Here is a 20,840-nt window from a genome sequence, read left to right on the forward strand (position 1 = left end):
CTGATTTATTAATGCTTTAACGTTTAGCATGTTAAATTTTACTGGCATGTACATTGGCGCAGGTTCAATATATTTGAGGATTAAGTTTTAATATTTATATATGAGCCATCCCATTAAAACCGCCATTGTAGGTTTTGGCGCTGCAGGTAAGTTTATGCATGCTCCTTTTATTGTTACCCAACCTCAGCATTATGAAGTAATTGCTGTGCTTGAACGCAATCTAAGCGAATCTGCCACGCTTTTCCCCAACGCCCTTATTGTGCGCTCCATAGAAGAATTACTGCAAATACAGGAGCTGGAACTGGTAATAATTACTACGCCTAACAATACCCATGTGCCTTATACCAAAGCGGCATTGATGGCAGGCAAACATGTGGTATTGGAAAAACCATTTACTATACATAGCAGCGAGGCATTGGAATTAATTGAACTCTCCAAACAAACCAATAAAACATTAAGCGTATTTCATAACAGGCGCTATGTAACTGATTTCCTTACCATCAAAGAAATGTTGGGTAAACAATTGCTAGGGCCGGTACATAGTTTCGAAGCCCATTATCACCGTTACAGGGCCGAAGCCAAGCCCAATGCCTGGCGGGAAGAAAACACCCCAGGCAGTGGTATTTTATACGATTTAGGTTCGCATCTTATCGATCAGGCATTATACCTTTTTGGTATGCCAAAACATATTATGGCAGATATTCGCCTGCAACGGCCACATGCCAAAACCGTTGACAATTTTGAGGTACAGCTGTACTATGATTTTTTAAAAGTAACCCTTAAAAGCGGCATGCTGGTACGCGAACCCGGCCCGCGTTATATGATCCATGGCACTATTGGTTCCTTTATAAAAAGCGGTGAGGATCCACAGGAAGCCTATCAGCGGGCAGGCAAACTGCCTACACAAGTAGAAAACTGGGGCTACGAAAACGAAGCCAATTACGGGCTGCTGCATACTGTGATCAACAATCAGCTGGTAAAAGAAATATACCCTACCCTGCGGGGCGATTATGGGTATTATTACAGCAATCTGTACAAGACACTTCGCGAAGGCATGCCTCTACGCGAAAGACCAGAACATGGCTATAATACCATCAGAATAATAGAACTGGCTATGCAAAGCAACGAGCAAAAAGCTACCATTCCCTGCACGGATTTACTGGATATTGCGTACCCGGATTAGTTTGTTTTTATTGTTGTGATCATCAGCAAATCATCAGGCAGCTGCACTTGCCACGCTCGGTTCAGGGTTCCTCTTTCATGGCAGCAAATTTTGGCTGAGGGATAAAAGGCTTATAGGTTGAATTGGCTTACAGAATATAATCAGCATAGACCATTTTCCATTGCTGCCCCATTGCCCTGAACGCACAAGTGTTCTACGCATTTAAAACACCTGATTTTTATGCAGGGCAAATCTTTTAGCCTAACAAAAAAGTTACGAAATAAAAAGGCAATAACCACAGTATAAAATGTAGCGAATAGAATAGCCGGGCAATATGTAAAACTAAAAAGCCCTGATAGCCCGAACATAATACCAACCTTGCTTACTGGAATAAGGATCCTGAGTACCCCTAATAAAATCCTGGCTCCAGGCAGTGCCATAACCCTGTCCATAGGTTTCACTTGAACTCCAATAGGCACTCCTTACAAAACCTCCAACAATTTTGCGGTGCAGAAACAAGCCATTTAATTCATCTTTTGAGGGTAAAAACCAATCAGTAAAACCACCCCTGGTTGATTCAAGGCATAAAAGCGCTGCATATTGATCGGTGTTTCCCTGTACGGCTTTAATGGTTCTTGTATTGGCAAAGCCGGTTCCAATGGCAGTAGCACTGGCACCCGTAATTATGTTACTTACATCATTGTACCCGGTAAGGCCTAAATCAATTGTATCGCTAATAAGCCCATGGATTTTTGACTTGTTGAGCATAAATATTACACCGCCACCAAAACGTTCGCCTATAAAATGGCTGGCTAAGAATGAATTTGTATTTTGAACAGATAAATCGTTTGAAGTTTTTAGTGGTTGGCTATCTTGTTTTGTACATGCAATACATAATAACATTACAATGGCGAGAGCTGAAGTAATCTTTTTCATGAGGTTTGTTTAAAGATGTTAATGTGCCATCTAAAATAGGTTATTCGCACACGGTATCACACATGATACTCATCATATAAATTATGGCCATTTGTAATTTTCAAAACCTTGCTGCTCATTGCCCCGAATGCACAAGAGTGCGACGCAAGTAAAGCTGCATTGCCTGCTAATGCCGGGCTAAAAAACACACTAAAACATATCGAGGATTTCCTGCAATTCGGTATCAGATTTTACCAGCACATCTCTTGCTTTACTGCCCAGGTTTTTGCCCACAATGCCTGCTGCTTCCAGCTGATCCATTAAACGACCTGCGCGGTTATAACCCAGTTTCATTTTACGTTGTATTAATGAGGTGCTGCCAATTTGATTGGCTACAATTAGCTTAGCGGCTTCTTCAAACAATGGGTCGCGGTCTTCGCCATCAAAATTTTTATGATCGGGTTCTTTATCGTCTTCAAATAATGGCAGATAATATTGTTCAGGCAGGCTGGCCTGATAACCGATAAACTCTACAATACGGTCTACTTCGGGGGTATCTACAAAAGCACATTGCAAACGGGTAATTTCACCATTATAACTTACCAGCATATCGCCCTTACCAATTAACTGTTCTGCGCCACCGGCATCAAGAATGGTACGGCTATCTATTTTAGACGACACTTTAAATGCTATTCGTGCCGGAAAATTGGCCTTAATAGTACCCGTAATAATATTTACAGATGGCCTTTGGGTGGCAATAATTAAGTGTATGCCTACCGCACGGGCCAACTGTGCAAGACGGGCAATGGGTAACTCAATTTCTTTGCCGGCGGTCATAATCAAATCGGCAAACTCATCAATTACCAATACAATAAAGGGTAAAAACTGGTGGCCCTTTTGTGGGTTTAAACGGCGTTTTACAAATTTTTCGTTGTATTCTTTAATATTACGGCAACCGGCTTCTTTTAACAGATCGTACCGGTTATCCATTTCTATACACAATGCGTTTAGGGAGTTAATTACCTTTTTGGTATCGGTAATAATCGGCTCATCCTCGCCCGGTAACTTGGCCAGAAAATGTTTTTCAATAACCCGGTATAAACTAAGTTCCACCTTTTTAGGGTCTACAAGTACCAGCTTTAATTGTGATGGGTGTTTCTTGTATAATAGCGATACCAGCAAAGCATTAATACCAACCGATTTACCTTGCCCCGTAGCACCTGCCATTAACAGGTGAGGCATGCTGGCCAGGTCTACAATAAAATTCTCATTATCAATTTTTTTACCAATGGCAATGGGCAACGAAAATGTATTGTTTTGAAACTTATCTGATGCCAGCAGTGTTTTCATGCTTACCACGGTTTTGCGCACATTGGGTACTTCTATACCAATGGTACCTTTACCCGGTATAGGTGCAATAATACGTATGCCCAATGCAGCAAGGCTTAGCGCAATATCGTCTTCCAAATTTTTAATCCGGCTAATACGTACCCCGGGAGCAGGCACAATTTCGTATAAGGTAACCGTTGGGCCAACAGTTGCGGCTATACGTTGTATGGCAATATCATAGTTTTTTAATGTTTCTATGATCTGGTTTTTATGCGTTTCCAATTCGGCAGGGTCATGTACTATTTTCTCGCTGCCATGGGTTTCCAGTAAATCAATGGAGGGGTATTTATAATCCCGCAAATCAAGAGTAGGTTCATAATCGCCCTGCGCTTTATAATCCTTAGCTGCTACAGGTGTTTCTGCCGGCGGAATAAATATCTCAGAGGGCACATCTTCATCCGGTTTACCGGCATTTATCTCCAACTCCATATTTACAGGCGCCACAGGTTTTCTGGTACGTGGTTGTTGTATAAATAAAGCTGCTTTTTCGGTTAATGGCTCATCAGGCATTGAAGGTGGAGGAACTGGTGCTTCATCGGCAGGAATATCCTTTTCAGTAAGCGAAAAATCATTCATGGGGTTTACCTGCAATGGCACAGTTTTAGGCATAATCACCATTACATTTTTTCCATCATTTTTTAGCTTATTCCCCGGGCTGTTAATATCATCATCTTCCTCTTCTTCGGGTTCTTCTCTATTATATAAAGCCATTGATGGCTCATCTTCCTCTTCCATATCTTCCATACCCAGCCCATCCCCCGTTGCCGGTACCTGCTTTGAAGATGATGGAGATTTAAAAACAGGTAGCACTGGCATTTTAAATACCGGGTTAAAACGCCAGATAACATAGGCCAAAACTGCCAATAATAATAATGCGGCAGTGCCCACGCTTCCAATCCATTTTACCAGCCAGGCTTCCATCAATTCACCAGCCGCACCGCCAAAAGAAAAAGCGGTATGTTGAAAGAAAAAAGAAAAACTTACACTCAGCACCAGCAAACCCGTAATTAAATACCGCAGGTTACGTACAATGCTAAATATTTTTTTATCAAACAATAGGTTTGCTCCAAGCACAAAAAAGAAAGTACAAAACAAATAGCTGGCCAGGCCAAAACCATTGCGTATAAATACATGCGCAATATAGGCACCCAATACACCCAGCAAATTGCTAACGGCATTGTTATTATCAATCTTAAAAATATCGGTAAACCTAAAAACTTTATCCTGGTCTTGTTGCCAGGTAAAACAATACGAAGTAAAGGCAATAAATAAAAATGCAGCTACCAGCAGGCTTATAGCGCCGGCAATTTTTGTTGTACGTTCGTCTTTAACAACCTCTTTTACGGTAACTTCCACCTCCTTGTCTGCTTTTAGCTCATCCGGACTGGGAGCTGGCGGTGCCTTTGTTTTTAATTTATTGGCCATAGAATAATGCACAAATATAACGGACTTGCTGCTCACAATGGTATAAAGCCCCGGCGCAAAAGCTTACTAAAGTTTTCCACTTTATACTGATAAAGTAAAAACTTTACTGATAAAACGCCTATTATCAGGGCGTGCCCCTTACGGGTCGGGCTATACGCTGCAAGTCCTCGCTGCGCTGCGGGCTTTCCGCTGCTATCCCTCACGCAGAAAACCCCCAGTTTAACTTGCTGTCAATATTGTACAAATAAAACAGCCCCTTTATCTTTGACAAATGATACCAATTGCCAATATTACTGTCGCAACAAATTCTGATATACCCCAAATTGTTTCTTTGGTAAATAGCGCATTCAGGGGTGATACCTCCAAAAAAGGTTGGACAACTGAGGCCGATTTATTGATAGGCCCACAACGTACAGACGAGGCCAGCGTTTTGGAAATGTTTTTAAAACCTGATGCTGTAATATTAAAACATACCGAGCCTGATGGCAGCATTAGTGGATGCGTATACCTGGAAAAACAAGAAAACCGAATTTACCTGGGTATGTTAACCGTTTCACCCGAAATACAGGCTAAAGGCATTGGTAAATTATTAATGGAAGCGGCAGAAACACATGCGCAGGCAATGGGTTGCAATGCAATTATAATGACGGTTATCTCGGTAAGAACAGAACTAATTGCCTGGTATGAGCGAAAGGGCTATTATGATACCGGCATAAAAAAGCCATTTCCGGTAAATGAATTATTTGGCAAACCAACACAAAAATTGGAGTTTATCCAGTTACAAAAAGACATTTAAGAATGAACCTGAAATACACCATTTATAACCAACCCAGCACCATTGATGGTACAGGTGCTTTTGCCGGAGAACGCATTACAGGTAAAAAAAAGATTGGCAACCTTGGTGGCGAAATCATTTCTTTACGTGAAGCACGACGCAGAGCCAGCTTATCAAAACGCGTAGCCATGGTAGAATTTGGAGATGGGAGGGCATTGGATGCCAGTATAAATGCCAATGAATTACGATATGTAAATCACTCATGCCGGCCTAATACATTTATGCGGGTTTGTTATAGCAGGGTAGAATTCTATGCCTTAAGAAATATAAAAAAGGGCGAAGAACTTACCTGCAACTATGGCCCTACGCACCACGATGGAAAATTAAAATGCAACTGTGGCATGCCAGGATGCATTGGCTATCTTTAACCCAAATTATTATGATAATTGACCAACTTTTTAATGCACACTCTTATTATAACCTGCACAAAGGCATAGCAGCAGCCTTACACTATTTACAAAATATCAATTTACCTAAAATTGCACCGGGCAAATATGCTATTGATGGTGAAAAACTATTTGCCATTGTGCAGGAGTACGACACATTGGATATGGCAAATGAAAAAATGGAATCGCATAAAAAATACATTGATGTTCAGTATATGATTGCCGGTGAAGAACTTGTAGGCCATGCCCTTCTCATCAATCAAATACCTGTTCAAGCTTATGATGAAGCTGCAGATTATATGCTATTTGGTGAAGCACCTGCATTTTTTAGTAAGTTGCAGGCAGGCATGTTTATGATCTTTTTCCCAACGGATTTACATATGCCCTGTATCAAAAATGAAATAGCTTTACCTGTAAAAAAAATTGTAATAAAAGTAGCTGTTGAATAAAATTCTAGCTCAAAAACAGATTACATATTTATTCAATTACTTAGTTCTAATCTTCCATTTAATTAATCCTTTCGGCAACAGGTGCCAAGGCTGGCAAATTATTTTGTGGTTTATCCAAATAAAAATATGCAGTAGCTGAATAATCATCACTGCGATAAAAATTTACCCAACCACTTGGAAAACCAGCATCCATTATTTCAGGATACTTTCCCTCAAAAAGCCTTACAAAACCAGTAGCATCATTTGCTACCGTAATTGGTTGTAGGCGGGCACCTTTTTTTAAAAATCCACGCACCATTTCAAGATCGGCACCGCCAATTTGTTGAATGGAGGCTTTAAAGTTCTTATAAAAAAACACCTGATCAGGAATATGAAAGCGATAAAAACAATATTGTTGTTTGGCTTCATCAGCTATAGTACACCCTTGATAACGGTTAATAAAAACCCCCTGCCCCCAACCGGTACCAATATAATCCTCTGTACCCGTACCGTTAATGGTGGGGTATTTTGTATCCTCATCAATAAACATTTTTACCTCTCCCTCTCCAAACCAGGATCCTCGGTAGCTGGTATCCGCATTTACACCAATATTGGCACCTAAATAACGTCCTTTACCTGTAATACCGGGTAAAACATCAAAACCGGCACCAATAGCTGATGATTTTTGCCGATGCCAATAAGCATGAAAATACAGCATATCTGCAGGCTGGGCGTTAGCACGTATAAAATCAATATCGTAGAACAATAACATTTCATCTACCGCACCTTCATTGGTAAGAACAACCCTGGCCTCATTTTTAAATGGCATGGGAATATAGCAATTAAAAGACCGGCCTTCGGGACTGCTGAATAAAGCCGATTCGAATATGGTGGTACGGCCCAGGCCAACACCAAAGAAATCACCAAAAGGCACGTCTACAGCGGGTTTGGTAGCATTATCCCAAAATATTTGCAGGTGTAGCGACCGTAATTGTTGTGGCTCACGGTTACGTACTGTAAACCACATTCTTTGAATAGTACCAGCACCTTTAATATTTAGCAATGTTTTGCTTTTGCCAGCCGGCAAGCTTTCGAAAGCATTGCCTTTGGCAGATTGGTTACTAATACCCCCCTGCCCTTTTAAACCATTAAGGTTTTCGAAACTACTCATGTGAGAGGTGGGGTTACCCTTTGGCATAATATATAATTCCTGCGCCTTGGCTGTGCAAATAAAAAACAGGAATATGGCTAACAACATTATTCTCATAAAGCAGGCATTAATGTAAAAAAATAACCAGCTATAAAACTGGTTATTGAATATAGTAATTAATTGCTATTGTATTTATCCTTCATCTGCAGTTGGGCCATACATGCCAGGAATAGGAATATCAAGTAAACGGAGATAAACTGATAATTGTGCCCTGTGGTGCACAATATGATTTAAAACAAAGGTGCGAAGAACAATTTTTTTAGGCAAGGTAAAATAGATGGTTTCGCCAGCTCGCATAGTCCAATTCTGATCAAGTACCTCATCTGTAGTACTGCCAAGAATAGTAACTGCATTGGCAAGGCTTTCTTCAAAAAAAGCAAGCAGCTGTTCACTGGTTTCTATATCGGGGGTTTTATATGAATTATTGGCAAAATCTAATTCGTCCTGATTAATGGTTACGTGTACCCAATTGATCATATCGGCTACATGAATGGCCAGTTTACCCAGCGAAAAAGATTTTTCGTGTGGTTTCCAGTTAAATTTATCTGTTGGAACCTTTTCCAGCATTCTTTTGGTGCCGGCAGCTTCCTGCTTTAGTTCTGCAAGTAAAGATTGGTGTAATGACATAAATATTTTTTATAAATATAATAGTTATAACCAATCCATGGTAACAAATTTGATGAGCGTTTTTATAAAAAATGCCCGCATTTAATTAAACAAGAGAATTGTTTTGCTGAATAATGTACCTGCAGTACAAGTGAGTGACACAAGGAACGATGCCACCTGCTTTACAGCTAAGTACCACCCATTTGAAAAGCAATAAATTGTTATTATCCTTGCCATAGGAAATAAAAAACCGACAGTATTTGAAGCCATTAAAAAGGCCCGGAAATTGTTCCGGGCCTTTTTTTAAATTCTGCCAGAGGCATTTATGTTTTGCAATAAGTCATCGTTAAAATCGGTTTGCTGCAAAAGATTTTCTAAAGTAAGATGCATGCGGTAACGCCAGTAATGTTTAGGGTTTGCAGGCACGTTTATTCTTTCATCATGCGGATTAGCCCTGCGGATTTTGGCATTGATACCCAATATATCCTGCAACTGGAATACACTCCACATGGCGGGAGAAAAGAGATGCTGCAATACGATTGCTTTGTTTACCCAGGCATCGCAGAAATAAGGTTCGTTGCCCCATTGCCCCATGATGTTGTTATAGAAACGCTGGGTAATGCCACGGTCTTCTTCCCACCAGCCTCTAACAGTACTCATATCGTGTGTGGAAGGAGTTACCACACTTAGATAAGGTGCATCTGCCGGATGGAAAAACTCCGTTTTGGGATCTTTGGGCATACGCTGAATTTCGAGGCTAAGTATACCCAGCTGTTGCATAACATCGGGCACACATGCGGGCACCATTCCAAGATCTTCGCCACAGATAAGCATATTGGTTGAACGCTTAAGTGCTGGTAATTTTTGTAAAGCCTCCTGTTTCCAAAAATCATCCTGACGCGAAAAGAAATAATTTAAATACAGTTCTTTTAACTGGTATTGAGTACCGGCATCCAGTTGTTTAAATGAAGTGGTGCTATCCATAGCAATTCTAAAATGGAATTGCTGACCGGCTGAACCATCCGCCTCGAACATTATTACGTTTGCGAGCAAGCCAAAAAGTTCTTTTTTTAACCATTGGTTATGTTCGTTGTTTTCGAGTCGGCTAAAATATTGTTCTACTTTTTGCTGGGTATCAAAATCTGCTTTAAAATGGTAATTATCAAAACCATCGTAAACAAGGAAACTACTTTTAACATGGTTTGCCTGATCTCCAAAAAGATCATTTATCAGTTGTTCGGTAACATAAGGACGGCAATACCGGTTATAGTTAAACCATATATTTCTCTCGTTAAACTCATTAATATGGATGGGAATAGAGGGCTCGAAATGCCCCATAATACCTTCTACTGCATGTAAGGGTATACTCCAGATGCGGAAAAAACCGAGGATATGATCTATTCTAAATGCATCAAAATAGTAGCTCATTTGCTCGAAACGCAGTTTCCACCAGGTAAAGCCATCTTCTTTCATCCTTGCCCAGTTATAGGTTGGGAAACCCCAGTTTTGGCCTGTTACCGCAAAGTCATCGGGAGGGGCGCCTGCCTGAAAATGCATATGGTATAAATCAGGATGTTGCCAGGCATCAGCACCATACCTGTAAATTCCAATTGGAATATCACCTTTTACTATGATACCATTATCATGTGCATATTGTGTAGCATCCTTTAATTGAAGATGCAGCAAATATTGTACAAAGAAGTGAATGGCAATTTCATCATGACTTTCTGCGTCGGGATGCATTAGTGCTTCCACTGCAGCATCATTGTATTTCCTTAATGAGGTCCAGCGGTTAAAATCAGCGGTTCCATTCTTATCCCTTAAATAGCAAAATGCTGCATATGGAACCAGCCAGTGTTTGTTTATTTGAAAATATTGGGCATAATCGTCGGATTCGAAAAGTTGCTTTTTTTGTAATGGGTATATTTGTTTTATATAGCCCCATTTAAGTGTATTTACCGCTTCGTAATTAACAGTATCTAATTTATTAAGTGTTTGTTGTTGTGCACCAATGGGCTCTAGTAAATGCTTATTTTTTGTATCGGTTGCCTTTTCAAGATTCAAAAACATGGGATGCAGTGCAAAAGCTGAAATAGCAGCGTAGGGATAACTATCTGTCCAGGTATTGGTGGCAGTAGTATCGTTTACTGGCAAAATCTGAATAAGTTTTAAACCAACTTTTTTAGCCCAGTCTACCAATAAATGTAAATCAGTGAATTCGCCCACACCACAACTATTTTCAGACCTAAGACTAAAAACGGGAATGGCCACACCGGCACCTTTCCAACCATTTATGGGTAAAACAGCAAATCCGTCATTTACGATGGTTGTTTTATTTTTATTAACAGCATCATATAAAACACGATTATTACCGGTTTCATATAGGATCATCTTTTGTTCATTCAAATCATAAACACCATATTTATATACTATAGGGAATTGTGTTTTTGAAATATCGAGCTGCACCGTAAAATAATCTTCATTTTCTGCACGATTTAATACTATTGCCTTGGCTTCTTCCCAATTACCCAATTCCTTTGTATTACCAATCATACAAAGCGTTTGCCCCTTTTGTAATAATGGTGATTTTACTTTAAAAACATGCGATACCTTTTTAGCAGCTACTTGTTTTACAGGCGTATAATTCTGCTTAAGTAATACGTTTTTAAAAGGTTCGGTATAAAATGTATTCTCTGCATATCCGGCATGATTCCAGCAATCTATAATAAGCACCTCTTCTGTTAAAAGACTGCTGGCATTAATGATTTTATCCTTTCCCCAGTCAATATTGATAGCGCCATCCTCATTTTTTAACCCATAGTTGTAGGTAATGCCTTCAGCAGGAATAATTTGAGGGTCCATTTCAATGGATAAAGCCCAAAATTCATCATTTAAAAAACTTAACGGCAAGGCTTTTCCGTAATCATTATCACCTAAAACGGGATGGTTACCGGTAATAAATAGGCTTTGTCCGTACCTGGTTTTAAACCTTAACATGAAGGTTATCTTTACAAGTGAGGATTTCATTGTATTGGTATTTAATGGCTTTGCAGATGTAGTAATGGCAGCCTTTTTTGGCGTAGCTGCAGCTTTTTTCCTTGCATCAGATGTTTTTTTTACAGCAGTCTTTTCAATATTTTTGTCTGTTGCAGGTACAACAGTTTCATCAGCTACTGCGGGTTTTCGTTTAGAAATACTTTTTGTTGTTGTTTTTTTTTCGGTAGCGCTAACCATTGGCAAAATTTGCTCTTCAGATGAATTTGCCAATGCTACAGCCTTATCTCCTGCTGATTTCTTTTTCCCGTTTCCTGTTTTCATGTTGTGCAATAGTTAGTTATATGGCAAAAAACGAATGCTTCGGGTTTGCTTGTCAAATAATTTATGTTTATAGAACTAACTGTGTCATACAATTACCCATCACCATAAATGCATGCCTGCTTAATAAAGCAGCAGAAAGATTTGATATACCTACTCTAAAAAGGGTTAGGTATAACTTTTTTCATATAGCAATCCAGCATTTTCAAGTACAAATATAGAGGACTAAAATAAGTAATGTGTAATTAATACACAAATCTTTTCTAAGAAACTGGTAGAAAATATTTTAGAATAGTTTCAACCATAAAACAGAATTTCGCTAACCTTAGCATTATTAATAAAGTATTTAATACATTTTTGAATGAAAGATAAAAAGCAGGCAGCCATTGGGTTTATTTTTATAACCTTATTAATAGATTCAATTGGATTTGGCATTATTATACCCGTTATACCCATGCTTATTCAGGAAATGGTGGGTGGAAACCTGAGTGTAGCAGCTGAATATGGGGGGTGGCTAACCTTCGCTTATTCTTTTATGCAGTTTGTATTTGCACCGGTTATAGGCAACCTAAGCGATCAATATGGCAGAAGACCGGTATTACTTTTCTCTTTATTTGGATTTGGCATAGATTATTTATTTCTTTCTGTTGCGCCTACCATTGCCTGGCTATTTGTTGGGCGGATTATTGCCGGCATTACCGGGGCAAGTTTTAGCACCGCTTCTGCATATATTGCTGATATTAGTACACCGGAAAAAAGAACCCAAAATTTTGGAATGATTGGCGCTGCATTTGGACTTGGTTTTATTATTGGCCCCGGTCTTGGCGGACAATTAGCACATTTGGGTGCAAGGGTGCCTTTTATTGCAGCGGCTGCTTTGGCATTGATAAACTGGCTTTATGGCTATTTTATTTTACCCGAATCGCTATCAAAAGAAAACAGAAGACCCTTTGACATTAAAAGAGCCAACCCGTTGGGTTCTATTTTGCAGTTAAAAAAGTATCCGGCTTTCTCTGGCTTAATTGTTTCGCTCATATTGGTTTATATTTCTGCCCATGCCGTACAAAGTACCTGGACATATTATAACATGGAAAAATTTAACTGGACACCCCAGTTGGTTGGCTATTCCCTAACATTTGTAGGTATAATGATTGCCTTAGTACAGGGCGGACTGATAAGGATTATTATACCCAAACTGGGCCAGCACAAAAGCGTATATATTGGGCTTATTTTATATAGTGTAGGCTTTTTACTATTTGGGTTTGCCACACAGGGTTGGATGATGTACATTTTTATGATTCCATATGCATTTGGTGGTATTGCCGGGCCTTCTATACAAGGCATTATTTCCAGTCATATTCCACCAAATGAGCAAGGGGAATTACAGGGTGCGCTTACCAGTTTAATGAGTGCCACTTCTATTATTGGCCCACCTATTATGACAACGCTATTCGCCTATTTTACCAGTACCAATGCACCTTTCATATTCCCTGGTGCACCATTTTTAACTGGTGCCATACTTACTTTTATAAGTGCATTTATGGCATGGCGTAGCTTCAAAAAAACGGGGTTCTAAAACATTACCCCGTAAAGGTTTTAGTCAATTTTTGTTTAACAGGCTGTAGATTTATATGGCATCGGCTCTTGCCACGCTCGGTTCAGGGTTCCCGCCTTGTGGCAGCAATGAAAAATGCTAATGGAAAAACCACCCTATTTATTGCCGAATATGGTGCCTGACGTACAAGAGTGCGACGCAAGTAAAGCCCAAACTGTATTTGCAGTCAGGCTAATAAAAATTAAAAGACATTTATTTACCCTGTTTTTCCAGTTGCTCTACCCTTTTGGCCAATGCTTCCAAATTACGAAATTGAATATATGCTTTGCGGTATTTGGAAATTTCAAAAGCGGGTGAGCCCATATATGTTTCGCCTGGTTTTGTTATACTTTTTGAAATTCCGGTTTGGGCCGTCATTGTAGTGCGGTCTGCAATTTGCAAATGGCCTACCATACCCACCTGCCCGCTAATCATACAATTTTTACCAATTTTGGTAGACCCGCCCACCACACCCTGGGCAGCAAAATAGGTATGCTCGCCAATTTCTACATTGTGGGCAATATGAATCAAGTTATCGAACTTAACCCCTTTACGTAAGATAGTTGAGCCCAATGTGGCCCGGTCAATAGCACAATTGGCACCTATTTCAACATCGTCTTCAATAATTACATTACCAATTTGAGGTACTTTTTTATGGTCGTTCTCCGGGTTAAACCTAAAACCATCACTACCAATTACGGTACCAGCATGAATAATACAGTTCTTGCCAATTTGCGTTTCAGAATAAATTTTAACCCCTGCAAACAGGGTTGTGTTATCACCAATAACCGCATTATCGCCAATATACACCTGCGGATAAATTTTTACATTATTACCAATTACCGCATTTTCGCCCACAAAACTAAATTCGCCGGCATAAATATTAGTACCCACTTTAGCCGATGGGGAAATAAATGATTGCGGAGAAATACCAGATTTGTTCAATTTAACCTGGTTATACATTTCGAGCAAAGTAGCAAAAGCAGCCGCAGCACTTTCTACCCTTATTAAGGTTGCCGATACCGGCCCGGTAAGTTCAAGTGTATTTTCTACTATTACAATTGAAGCCTGCGTTTGGTATAAATAAGCCGTATACTTGGGATTTGAAAGAAAGGAAATAGAGCCAGGTACACCTTCTTCAATTTTAGATAGTGTGGATATACTGGCATTGGCATCGCCTTCTATAGTACCGTTTAGTAAACCTGCAATTTGGCTGGCGGAGAATTTCATTGATATGAATTGATTTTATATAGAATATTGGAAAGTAAAGATTTGTTTTAAAACAAATAATATTTGCAATCAGAAACTTTATACAAACCAACAAATATTTTTATTTATTATAAAGTTCAGAAACAACGAATAAAGAGAGATAATTAAACAATTGACTTCAATTTTTCTATAACCGTATCTATCTCTGCTTTCGTATTGTGTTTACTAAATGAAAAACGAACGGTTACGGTATTTGTATTTCCATAAATGGCATGTATAACATGGCTGCCAATATCGGCGCCACTGGTACAAGCACTACCTCCACTGGCACAAATATTATTAATATCCAGATTAAATAAAAGCATTTCACTTTTATCGGTCATAGGAAAACTTGCGCTTAAAACGGCATACAGGCTTTTGCCCAACACATCACCATTAAAAGTTACACCGGGAATATTTTTCTCCAGTTGTTCTTTCATATAAAACTTTAGATCGCCAATATAATTGCTGTCGGATTCATAATGTTGTGTAGCCAGTTCAAGCGCTTTTGCAAATCCAATAATGCCATACAGATTTTCGGTACCTGCCCGCATATTTCTTTCCTGCGAACCTCCGTTAATAAAGGGCTTTATTTTTATTTGTTCATTTATATACAAAATACCTACGCCTTTAGGGCCATGAAATTTATGACCTGCCCCTGTTATAAAATGTACTGGTGTATTGCGTAAATCAAAAGGAAAATGGCCAACAGTTTGTACTGTGTCGCTATGAAAAACCGCATCATATTTTTTGCAAAGATTACCAACAGCATGAATATCGAGCATATTCCCAATTTCATTATTGGCATGCATAAGTGTTACCAGGCATTTTTCAGTACTACCTGCCAACAATTGCTCCAGATGCGCCATATCAATTTGGCCATTTGGTAAAAGGTTTACATAACTTAAAAGTGCTTCTCCCTGCTTACTGAGGTATTCTACCGTATGCAAGGTAGCGTGGTGTTCAATTTTTGAGGATATAATATGTTTACAACCCAAATCTCTAACTGCAGCAGTAATCGCCGTATTACTACTTTCTGTGCCGCCACTGGTAAAAAAAATCTCTGCAGGATGTGCATTTAGCAGTTTCGCAACTGTTTTACGGGCATTCTCAATTGCCAGTCTTGTTTCTCTGCCATAGCTGTATATAGAAGATGGGTTACCAAAATAAGTGGTTAAATAGGGCATCATCTCATTTAAAACCTCCGGATCTAATGATGTTGTTGCCGCATTATCTAAATAAATTCTATTGATCATAGATGCTTGTGTTATAACCTTATGTATGAAATAAGGCCGGATAAAGAAGATTGCATTACCACAAATCCCTATTCAAAAATTCGAACTAAAACAATTTGCAGTTGAATAAATGCTACTGCCATAATCGTGGCAGGCCGCAAAAGTAAAAAATCTCTTTGAAAGAGATTTTTTGAGTTTTAATTTCCTGTAAAATAGCATTACATACTTTCCCTAATATCGTGCATCAACCTACGTGCAATATTATCAGATGTTGTTTCGAAACTGCTTTCAGCATAAATACGGATAATAGGTTCTGTATTGCTGGTACGTAAATGCACCCAGTCTTTATCAAATTCAATCTTTAAACCATCTTCTGTATTAATAGGCTGGTTTTTATATTTCTTTTGAATGTGACTAAAAATCTTCTTTATATCAACCCCGTTATCCAATTCTATTTTGTTTTTGCTCATAAAATAATCGGGGTATTGTCTTCTTAACTGCGAAACACTTTTTTTACTATTAGCCAATTGTGTAAGAAATAAAGCAATACCTATTAATGCATCCCTGCCATAATGCAAATCGGGTACAATAATTCCGCCATTGCCTTCTCCTCCAATTACTGCATTTACAGCTTTCATTTTGGTTACTACATTTACCTCTCCAACAGCGCTGGGAAAATATTCCCCACCGTTTGCAACGGTAACATCCTTTAATGCACGGGTAGATGACATATTACTTACGGTATTGCCTTTGCGCTGCTGTAAAACAAAATCAGCAATTGCAACCAAAGTATATTCTTCACCAAATAAAGAACCATCTTCGGCAACAAAACATAGTCTGTCAACATCAGGATCTACAGCAATACCTAAAGAAGCCTTTTGTTTATTTACCTCATTACATAACTGGTTAAGGTGTTGTGGTAATGGTTCAGGGTTATGGGCAAATTTTCCATTTACTTCTTCATTCAGTACTGTAAAGTCTTTTACCCCAAGCGCTTTTAATAAAGCTGGCACTGCAGTGGCACCAGTACTGTTAATACCATCCACTACAATTTTAAACTTACCTTTTTTAATGGCTACAACATCTACCAACGGGTAATTAATAATAGCTTCAATATGTTTATCTAAGGCCGTATCGTCAGTACTATACGTGCCCAATTTATCTACGCCTGCAAAACTAAATTTCTCGCCCTCGGCAATTGCTAATACTTCGGCTCCATCTGCTGCACTAAAAAATTCACCTTTGCTATTTAGTAATTTTAAAGCATTCCATTCTTTTGGATTATGACTTGCTGTTAAAATTATCCCACCTGCAGCTTCGTGAAATATAACAGCCATTTCAACGGTAGGTGTGGTGCTAAGGCCAAGATCAATAACGTCCATGCCAAGGCTTATTAAGGTACTTACAACTAGCCTTTGAACCATCTCTCCGCTTATACGACCATCGCGGCCAATAACAACTTTGTTATTTTGGTGTTTTTCTTTTAATAAAACAGTGCCATAAGCGGCAGTAAACTTAACAACATCTAAGGGACTTAGTGTTTCACCGGGTTTACCACCAATTGTGCCTCTAATACCTGAAATACTTTTGATTAGCGCCATCTCTCAACAATTTTGGTAACAGCAAACTTAATTGAAAAAAATTACTTTTTACCAACTCAACCGTTTGATGTGATAAAAGAAATTTCTTTATAATGCTTAACAGTTTGATATATTTAACTTTACCCTAATTTTATTAATTATGGCAGCAAAAGAATGGTATAAAGACTGGTTCAGCTCTCCTTATTACGAGGTTTTATATTACAAAAGAAACGAGGCTGAGGCTGCCGCATTTATTGAAAGGCTGGTGAATCATTTACAGCCTGCCAGTGGCTCACTTATGCTGGATGTAGCTTGTGGAAAAGGTAGACACAGCCGCGAACTGGCTGAAATGGGGTTCGATGTTACCGGGATTGATATTGCGGTACCTGCCATTTCGGAGGCGCTGAAATATCAGGCAGAAAACCTGCATTTTTTTGTACACGACATGCGGCTGCCATTTTATATCAACTACTTTAAATACGCGTTTAATTTTTTTACCAGCTTTGGTTACTTTAATACCCAAAGGGAACATGATAATGCCTTAAGAACGATTGCCCAAAGCCTGGAAACCGGTGGCATATTTGTAATTGATTATCTAAATGCCAGTTATGTTACAACACATTTAATACCTACCGAAAATGCCGCTGTTGAAGATGCCTTTTTTACGATTAAACGCTGGCAAACAAAGGAACATTTTTTTAAGGAAATAAAAATTGCTGTTCCCGGCACTGAAACAATGCCTGTTTATACCGAAAAAGTGGCCAAGTTTTCTTTACTGCAACTTACTGAAATGCTTTCCAAACAGCATTTAAAAGTACAGGAGGTATTCGGCAATTACCAATTAGGACAATATGATGAACCAAATTCGCCCAGGCTAATTATTATTGCAAAAAAAATGAAGTAATTTTTTTGGGTTGAATATTTTTAAGGCGTTGCTATATTTTTCCCTTTTCAATTTTGCTTTTTAAGCGTCGTAATATACCCTTGTTTAACCCCTGCGACAGGCATATTTGATTCAAAACCTGCATCTGGTTTTAAAACCGGCATTTTATCTACTGAAGATGTATAGATTTCAAATCCGTTTTTATTTTCCACAAACGTAAAGGTTCCTGTATTTCCAACAATGGGCATATTATCCATATTGTTATTTTGGGCTGGTTTTGGCTGAACTATAGCTAGCGGAATTTTTTGTTGCATATTAATGGAAGGCAATTCTAATCCGGCAATTTTCTTATAATTTTTTTGCTTTTGAAGATAGTCAGCATAACTATTGGTTACCTGCGCCTGTAGTTGAGTAAAACCACAACAAATAATCAGTACAATACTTATTTTTTTCATGGTAGCGTTTTTGTAAATATACATTTTTAAAAATTTCTTTAAAAAAATGGGTATTAAAACCATGCCTTTATAGCTGCATAGTATTGATAAAGTACAAGAGTGCGACGCAAGTACAGCTGCTACCTGATTTTTGCCAGGCTACAAATACTATTTTTTATTGTTTAACAGTTGGTATCGTGCGGTTTCGTAAAACGCATCGGTTATGGCTTTATATTCTTTGCTTAACGAGTCGGTTAGCACAACTTTATTATTATCCACTACACTCATAATTTGAGCGGGGCTGCTATTGCCGGCGCCATAACTAAAATAATAATTGCCTTTTATTACACCAATACGTTTATTATTTGGATCTAATATAAAAACGGCATTATTGTTAACAGCTCCGGAAGTTATGCGGGCTGTATCAAGCAAATCGCGTCCCAAAGTACTGTTACGGTAAGGGATTTTACAAATGCCCGCCACTGTTGGCAATAGGTCTATTTGAGATGCATAAAATCCATATTCTTTGGGTTGTAAAATACCAGGCGCATAAAATAACAAGGGCACATGCTCGGCAGAAAGTTCGTTTGTCCAGGCGTTTGAGAACATATTGCCAACGTCGCCCTGTATACCATGATCGCCAATAAAAACAAAGAGTGTATTTTTAAAATAGGCTTCTTTACTGGCGGCTTCCATAAATTTTCTATAACCAAAATCGGTATATCGAAATGCATTGAATTCATCTACATCTTCAAATCCATATTTCTTTAAACTGTCTTTTGAGGCAGCTTGCTTTTTAAATTCATTCAGGTCTTCTTCGGGAATGGTATATGGCCTGTGATTATCTGAAGTTTGAATGATGGCAAAAAAAGGTTTTGTTTTTGCAGCCAGTATTTTATTGGCCCCAAGAAACAGGTTTTTATCGCTTACGCCCCATACATCTATTTTAGGTGCATCATAATCATCCTGTTCGTAAATATGTACATCTTTAATATTATTGGTTAGCAGGCCACGAATGTTGGCCCAGCTGGTACTGCCACCGATAAAATACATTTTGTCGTGCCCGGTAAAATCGTTGATGATGGAATGCTGATCTACTGCTAAAGGATTGCGGCTGGAAGTGTTTATAAAATCAACATCAGGTATGCCGGTAATAGTTGCCCAAATACCCCTGGCCGTACCATAGGAAGAGGTAAAACAACGGTTAAAGAAAATACCCTGTTTGCATAGTTCGTTAAAATAAGGCGTGGTATTTAATGGATTGCCATACATAGAACTTTTATAGGCACTAAATGATTCACAAATAACCACTACTACATTCAATGGTTTGGGTTGTGCTGTGTCAATTGGATGTACAAAGCGATTATAGTTGAGGCTATTACTATCCGGCTTATCAACCCCAAGATAATTGCTCATCCATGAATATGCATTTTTTGTAGCATCCAGATCGTATGACGATTTACGAAATTCTAAAGAACTAAAAAAAGATTGAAATGGGTTTAAGGCAACATTGGCGGCATAATCGTTTTCAAAGCTAAATGCATCGCTCCAACGCAACGGATATTGATTAAACCTGCCAAAAATTCCCAATGCCATTATTAGAAAAAATACAATGCTCCAGGTAATCCGGCTGACTTTGGTAGTAAGTTTTGGCCTTGATAACACAATATTATAGAGCATTCGTACCAGGCCAAGCATGGCACTTACCAATAAAATCATGGCTAAAATAATCCACCCAACATGGTAATTCTCCCAAACCAACCCAAGCGATGTTTTTGTATCCTGTAACAAGTTTAATAAACTAGCCCTTAGCCTTTGCGACAAATAGGCATAATTGGCAAAATCTACCACATAAAAAAAGGCAAAAGCAATAATTAAAATTGTCCAAATAATAAAGCTGGTGCGCCTGCCCCATTTTTTTTCAAAAGGGTGTAAAGCAGGAATTGTACCAATAATAAATAGTAGTAATGAAGCAATACATACATCCCTGATATCAAACCTTAATCCAAGTAAAAAAACATCTGCAAATGGGGTATTATTGTTTGTTGGTATGGTAAAGCTTAGTACCAAAGCCATACGCATTAAACTCATCAGAAATAAAAAAATAATGCCGGTTAATACAATCCATTGAATGTATCTTGGTACTTTTAACTTATTCATAAGCGGCAAATTTAATAATTAAATAACGTTAGTTA

At 38.6% G+C, this 20,840-nt stretch carries 16 protein-coding genes; 6 read left to right on the forward strand and 10 right to left on the reverse strand.

Going from position 1 to position 20,840, the window contains the following annotated elements:
* The first annotated feature begins 100 nt into the window (after positions 1–100).
* Positions 101–1,183 carry a Gfo/Idh/MocA family oxidoreductase gene (locus GD597_RS09230; protein WP_171607562.1) on the forward strand — a complete coding sequence of 361 codons (1,083 nt, stop codon included), beginning with the start codon at positions 101–103 and terminating at the stop codon, positions 1,181–1,183.
* Between the two features lie 321 nt (positions 1,184–1,504).
* On the opposite strand, the gene GD597_RS09235 is transcribed toward GD597_RS09230, so the two are convergent.
* Together GD597_RS09235 and GD597_RS09240 are read right to left on the reverse strand one after the other, a co-directional pair.
* Positions 1,505–2,098: a DUF1566 domain-containing protein gene (locus GD597_RS09235; protein ID WP_171607563.1), complete on the reverse strand. Its 594-nt coding sequence runs from the start codon at positions 2,096–2,098 to the stop codon at positions 1,505–1,507.
* A gap of 189 nt (positions 2,099–2,287) precedes the next feature.
* Positions 2,288–4,891: an FtsK/SpoIIIE family DNA translocase gene (locus tag GD597_RS09240; protein WP_171607564.1), complete on the reverse strand. Its 2,604-nt coding sequence runs from the start codon at positions 4,889–4,891 to the stop codon at positions 2,288–2,290.
* Positions 4,892–5,162: 271 nt separating this feature from the next.
* Between GD597_RS09240 and GD597_RS09245 the strand changes: the two genes are divergently transcribed.
* The 3 genes from GD597_RS09245 to GD597_RS09255 are packed head-to-tail and all read left to right on the forward strand — an operon-like array spanning position 5,163 to position 6,561.
* On the forward strand, positions 5,163–5,687 hold the full coding sequence (locus GD597_RS09245) for a GNAT family N-acetyltransferase (RefSeq protein ID WP_171607565.1): 525 nt from the start codon (positions 5,163–5,165) through the stop codon (positions 5,685–5,687).
* A 2-nt stretch (positions 5,688–5,689) separates the two neighbouring features.
* Positions 5,690–6,094, forward strand: coding sequence for an SET domain-containing protein (locus GD597_RS09250; RefSeq protein ID WP_171607566.1), 405 nt, complete (start codon positions 5,690–5,692; stop codon positions 6,092–6,094).
* An 11-nt stretch (positions 6,095–6,105) separates the two neighbouring features.
* Entirely contained in the window at positions 6,106–6,561 is a 456-nt protein-coding gene (locus tag GD597_RS09255) for a YhcH/YjgK/YiaL family protein (protein WP_171607567.1), read from the forward strand.
* Positions 6,562–6,619: 58 nt separating this feature from the next.
* Here the strand turns inward: GD597_RS09255 and GD597_RS09260 are convergent, their stop codons facing one another.
* From GD597_RS09260 to GD597_RS09270, 3 genes are all read right to left on the reverse strand, one after another.
* The gene (locus GD597_RS09260) at positions 6,620–7,807 is read right to left on the reverse strand and encodes a glycoside hydrolase family 172 protein (RefSeq protein ID WP_171607568.1); all 1,188 of its coding nucleotides are present in this window, start codon (positions 7,805–7,807) and stop codon (positions 6,620–6,622) included.
* A gap of 75 nt (positions 7,808–7,882) precedes the next feature.
* Positions 7,883–8,377, reverse strand: a complete 495-nt coding sequence (locus GD597_RS09265) for a DinB family protein (RefSeq protein ID WP_171607569.1) — start codon at positions 8,375–8,377, stop codon at positions 7,883–7,885.
* A gap of 282 nt (positions 8,378–8,659) precedes the next feature.
* Positions 8,660–11,674, reverse strand: a complete 3,015-nt coding sequence (locus tag GD597_RS09270) for a 4-alpha-glucanotransferase (protein ID WP_235954248.1) — start codon at positions 11,672–11,674, stop codon at positions 8,660–8,662.
* 358 nt (positions 11,675–12,032) lie between these two features.
* Between GD597_RS09270 and GD597_RS09275 the strand changes: the two genes are divergently transcribed.
* Positions 12,033–13,247, forward strand: a complete 1,215-nt coding sequence (locus GD597_RS09275) for a TCR/Tet family MFS transporter (protein ID WP_171607570.1) — start codon at positions 12,033–12,035, stop codon at positions 13,245–13,247.
* Between the two features lie 231 nt (positions 13,248–13,478).
* Here GD597_RS09275 and lpxD read toward each other — a convergent pair whose 3' ends face one another.
* The 3 genes from lpxD to glmM all read right to left on the reverse strand — a co-directional run bounded on the left by lpxD (position 13,479) and on the right by glmM (position 17,349).
* A complete protein-coding gene (lpxD, locus tag GD597_RS09280) occupies positions 13,479–14,495 on the reverse strand; it encodes a UDP-3-O-(3-hydroxymyristoyl)glucosamine N-acyltransferase (protein WP_171607571.1) in 1,017 nt (338 codons plus the stop codon).
* A gap of 143 nt (positions 14,496–14,638) precedes the next feature.
* The gene (locus tag GD597_RS09285; protein ID WP_171607572.1) at positions 14,639–15,769 is read right to left on the reverse strand and encodes a cysteine desulfurase family protein; all 1,131 of its coding nucleotides are present in this window, start codon (positions 15,767–15,769) and stop codon (positions 14,639–14,641) included.
* Between the two features lie 197 nt (positions 15,770–15,966).
* A complete protein-coding gene (glmM, locus tag GD597_RS09290; protein ID WP_171607573.1) occupies positions 15,967–17,349 on the reverse strand; it encodes a phosphoglucosamine mutase in 1,383 nt (460 codons plus the stop codon).
* Between the two features lie 139 nt (positions 17,350–17,488).
* On the opposite strand from glmM, the gene GD597_RS09295 reads away from it, so the two are divergent.
* Positions 17,489–18,232, forward strand: a complete 744-nt coding sequence (locus tag GD597_RS09295; RefSeq protein ID WP_171607574.1) for a class I SAM-dependent methyltransferase — start codon at positions 17,489–17,491, stop codon at positions 18,230–18,232.
* Positions 18,233–18,279: 47 nt separating this feature from the next.
* On the opposite strand, the gene GD597_RS09300 is transcribed toward GD597_RS09295, so the two are convergent.
* Entirely contained in the window at positions 18,280–18,666 is a 387-nt protein-coding gene (locus GD597_RS09300; protein ID WP_171607575.1) for a hypothetical protein, read from the reverse strand.
* 147 nt (positions 18,667–18,813) lie between these two features.
* The gene (locus GD597_RS09305; RefSeq protein WP_171607576.1) at positions 18,814–20,805 is read right to left on the reverse strand and encodes an LTA synthase family protein; all 1,992 of its coding nucleotides are present in this window, start codon (positions 20,803–20,805) and stop codon (positions 18,814–18,816) included.
* Between the last annotated feature and the right edge of the window lie 35 nt (positions 20,806–20,840).

Origin of the sequence: Limnovirga soli (assembly GCF_013106755.1) — a bacterium.
Lineage (GTDB): Bacteria > Bacteroidota > Bacteroidia > Chitinophagales > Chitinophagaceae > Limnovirga > Limnovirga soli.

Excerpts from the sequence above, each read along its gene's own strand:
- GD597_RS09285 (WP_171607572.1), bottom strand. The coding sequence starts at position 15,769 with ATGATCAATAGAATTTATTTAGATAATGCGGCAACAACATCATTAGAT.
- GD597_RS09270 (WP_235954248.1), bottom strand. The coding sequence starts at position 11,674 with ATGAAAACAGGAAACGGGAAAAAGAAATCAGCAGGAGATAAGGCTGTA.
- GD597_RS09275 (WP_171607570.1), top strand. The coding sequence starts at position 12,033 with ATGAAAGATAAAAAGCAGGCAGCCATTGGGTTTATTTTTATAACCTTA.
- GD597_RS09305 (WP_171607576.1), bottom strand. The coding sequence starts at position 20,805 with ATGAATAAGTTAAAAGTACCAAGATACATTCAATGGATTGTATTAACC.
- GD597_RS09235 (WP_171607563.1), bottom strand. The coding sequence starts at position 2,098 with ATGAAAAAGATTACTTCAGCTCTCGCCATTGTAATGTTATTATGTATT.
- GD597_RS09245 (WP_171607565.1), top strand. The coding sequence starts at position 5,163 with ATGATACCAATTGCCAATATTACTGTCGCAACAAATTCTGATATACCC.
- glmM (WP_171607573.1), bottom strand. The coding sequence starts at position 17,349 with ATGGCGCTAATCAAAAGTATTTCAGGTATTAGAGGCACAATTGGTGGT.
- GD597_RS09250 (WP_171607566.1), top strand. The coding sequence starts at position 5,690 with ATGAACCTGAAATACACCATTTATAACCAACCCAGCACCATTGATGGT.
- GD597_RS09240 (WP_171607564.1), bottom strand. The coding sequence starts at position 4,891 with ATGGCCAATAAATTAAAAACAAAGGCACCGCCAGCTCCCAGTCCGGAT.
- GD597_RS09300 (WP_171607575.1), bottom strand. The coding sequence starts at position 18,666 with ATGAAAAAAATAAGTATTGTACTGATTATTTGTTGTGGTTTTACTCAA.
- GD597_RS09265 (WP_171607569.1), bottom strand. The coding sequence starts at position 8,377 with ATGTCATTACACCAATCTTTACTTGCAGAACTAAAGCAGGAAGCTGCC.
- GD597_RS09295 (WP_171607574.1), top strand. The coding sequence starts at position 17,489 with ATGGCAGCAAAAGAATGGTATAAAGACTGGTTCAGCTCTCCTTATTAC.
- lpxD (WP_171607571.1), bottom strand. The coding sequence starts at position 14,495 with ATGAAATTCTCCGCCAGCCAAATTGCAGGTTTACTAAACGGTACTATA.
- GD597_RS09230 (WP_171607562.1), top strand. The coding sequence starts at position 101 with ATGAGCCATCCCATTAAAACCGCCATTGTAGGTTTTGGCGCTGCAGGT.
- GD597_RS09260 (WP_171607568.1), bottom strand. The coding sequence starts at position 7,807 with ATGAGAATAATGTTGTTAGCCATATTCCTGTTTTTTATTTGCACAGCC.
- GD597_RS09255 (WP_171607567.1), top strand. The coding sequence starts at position 6,106 with ATGATAATTGACCAACTTTTTAATGCACACTCTTATTATAACCTGCAC.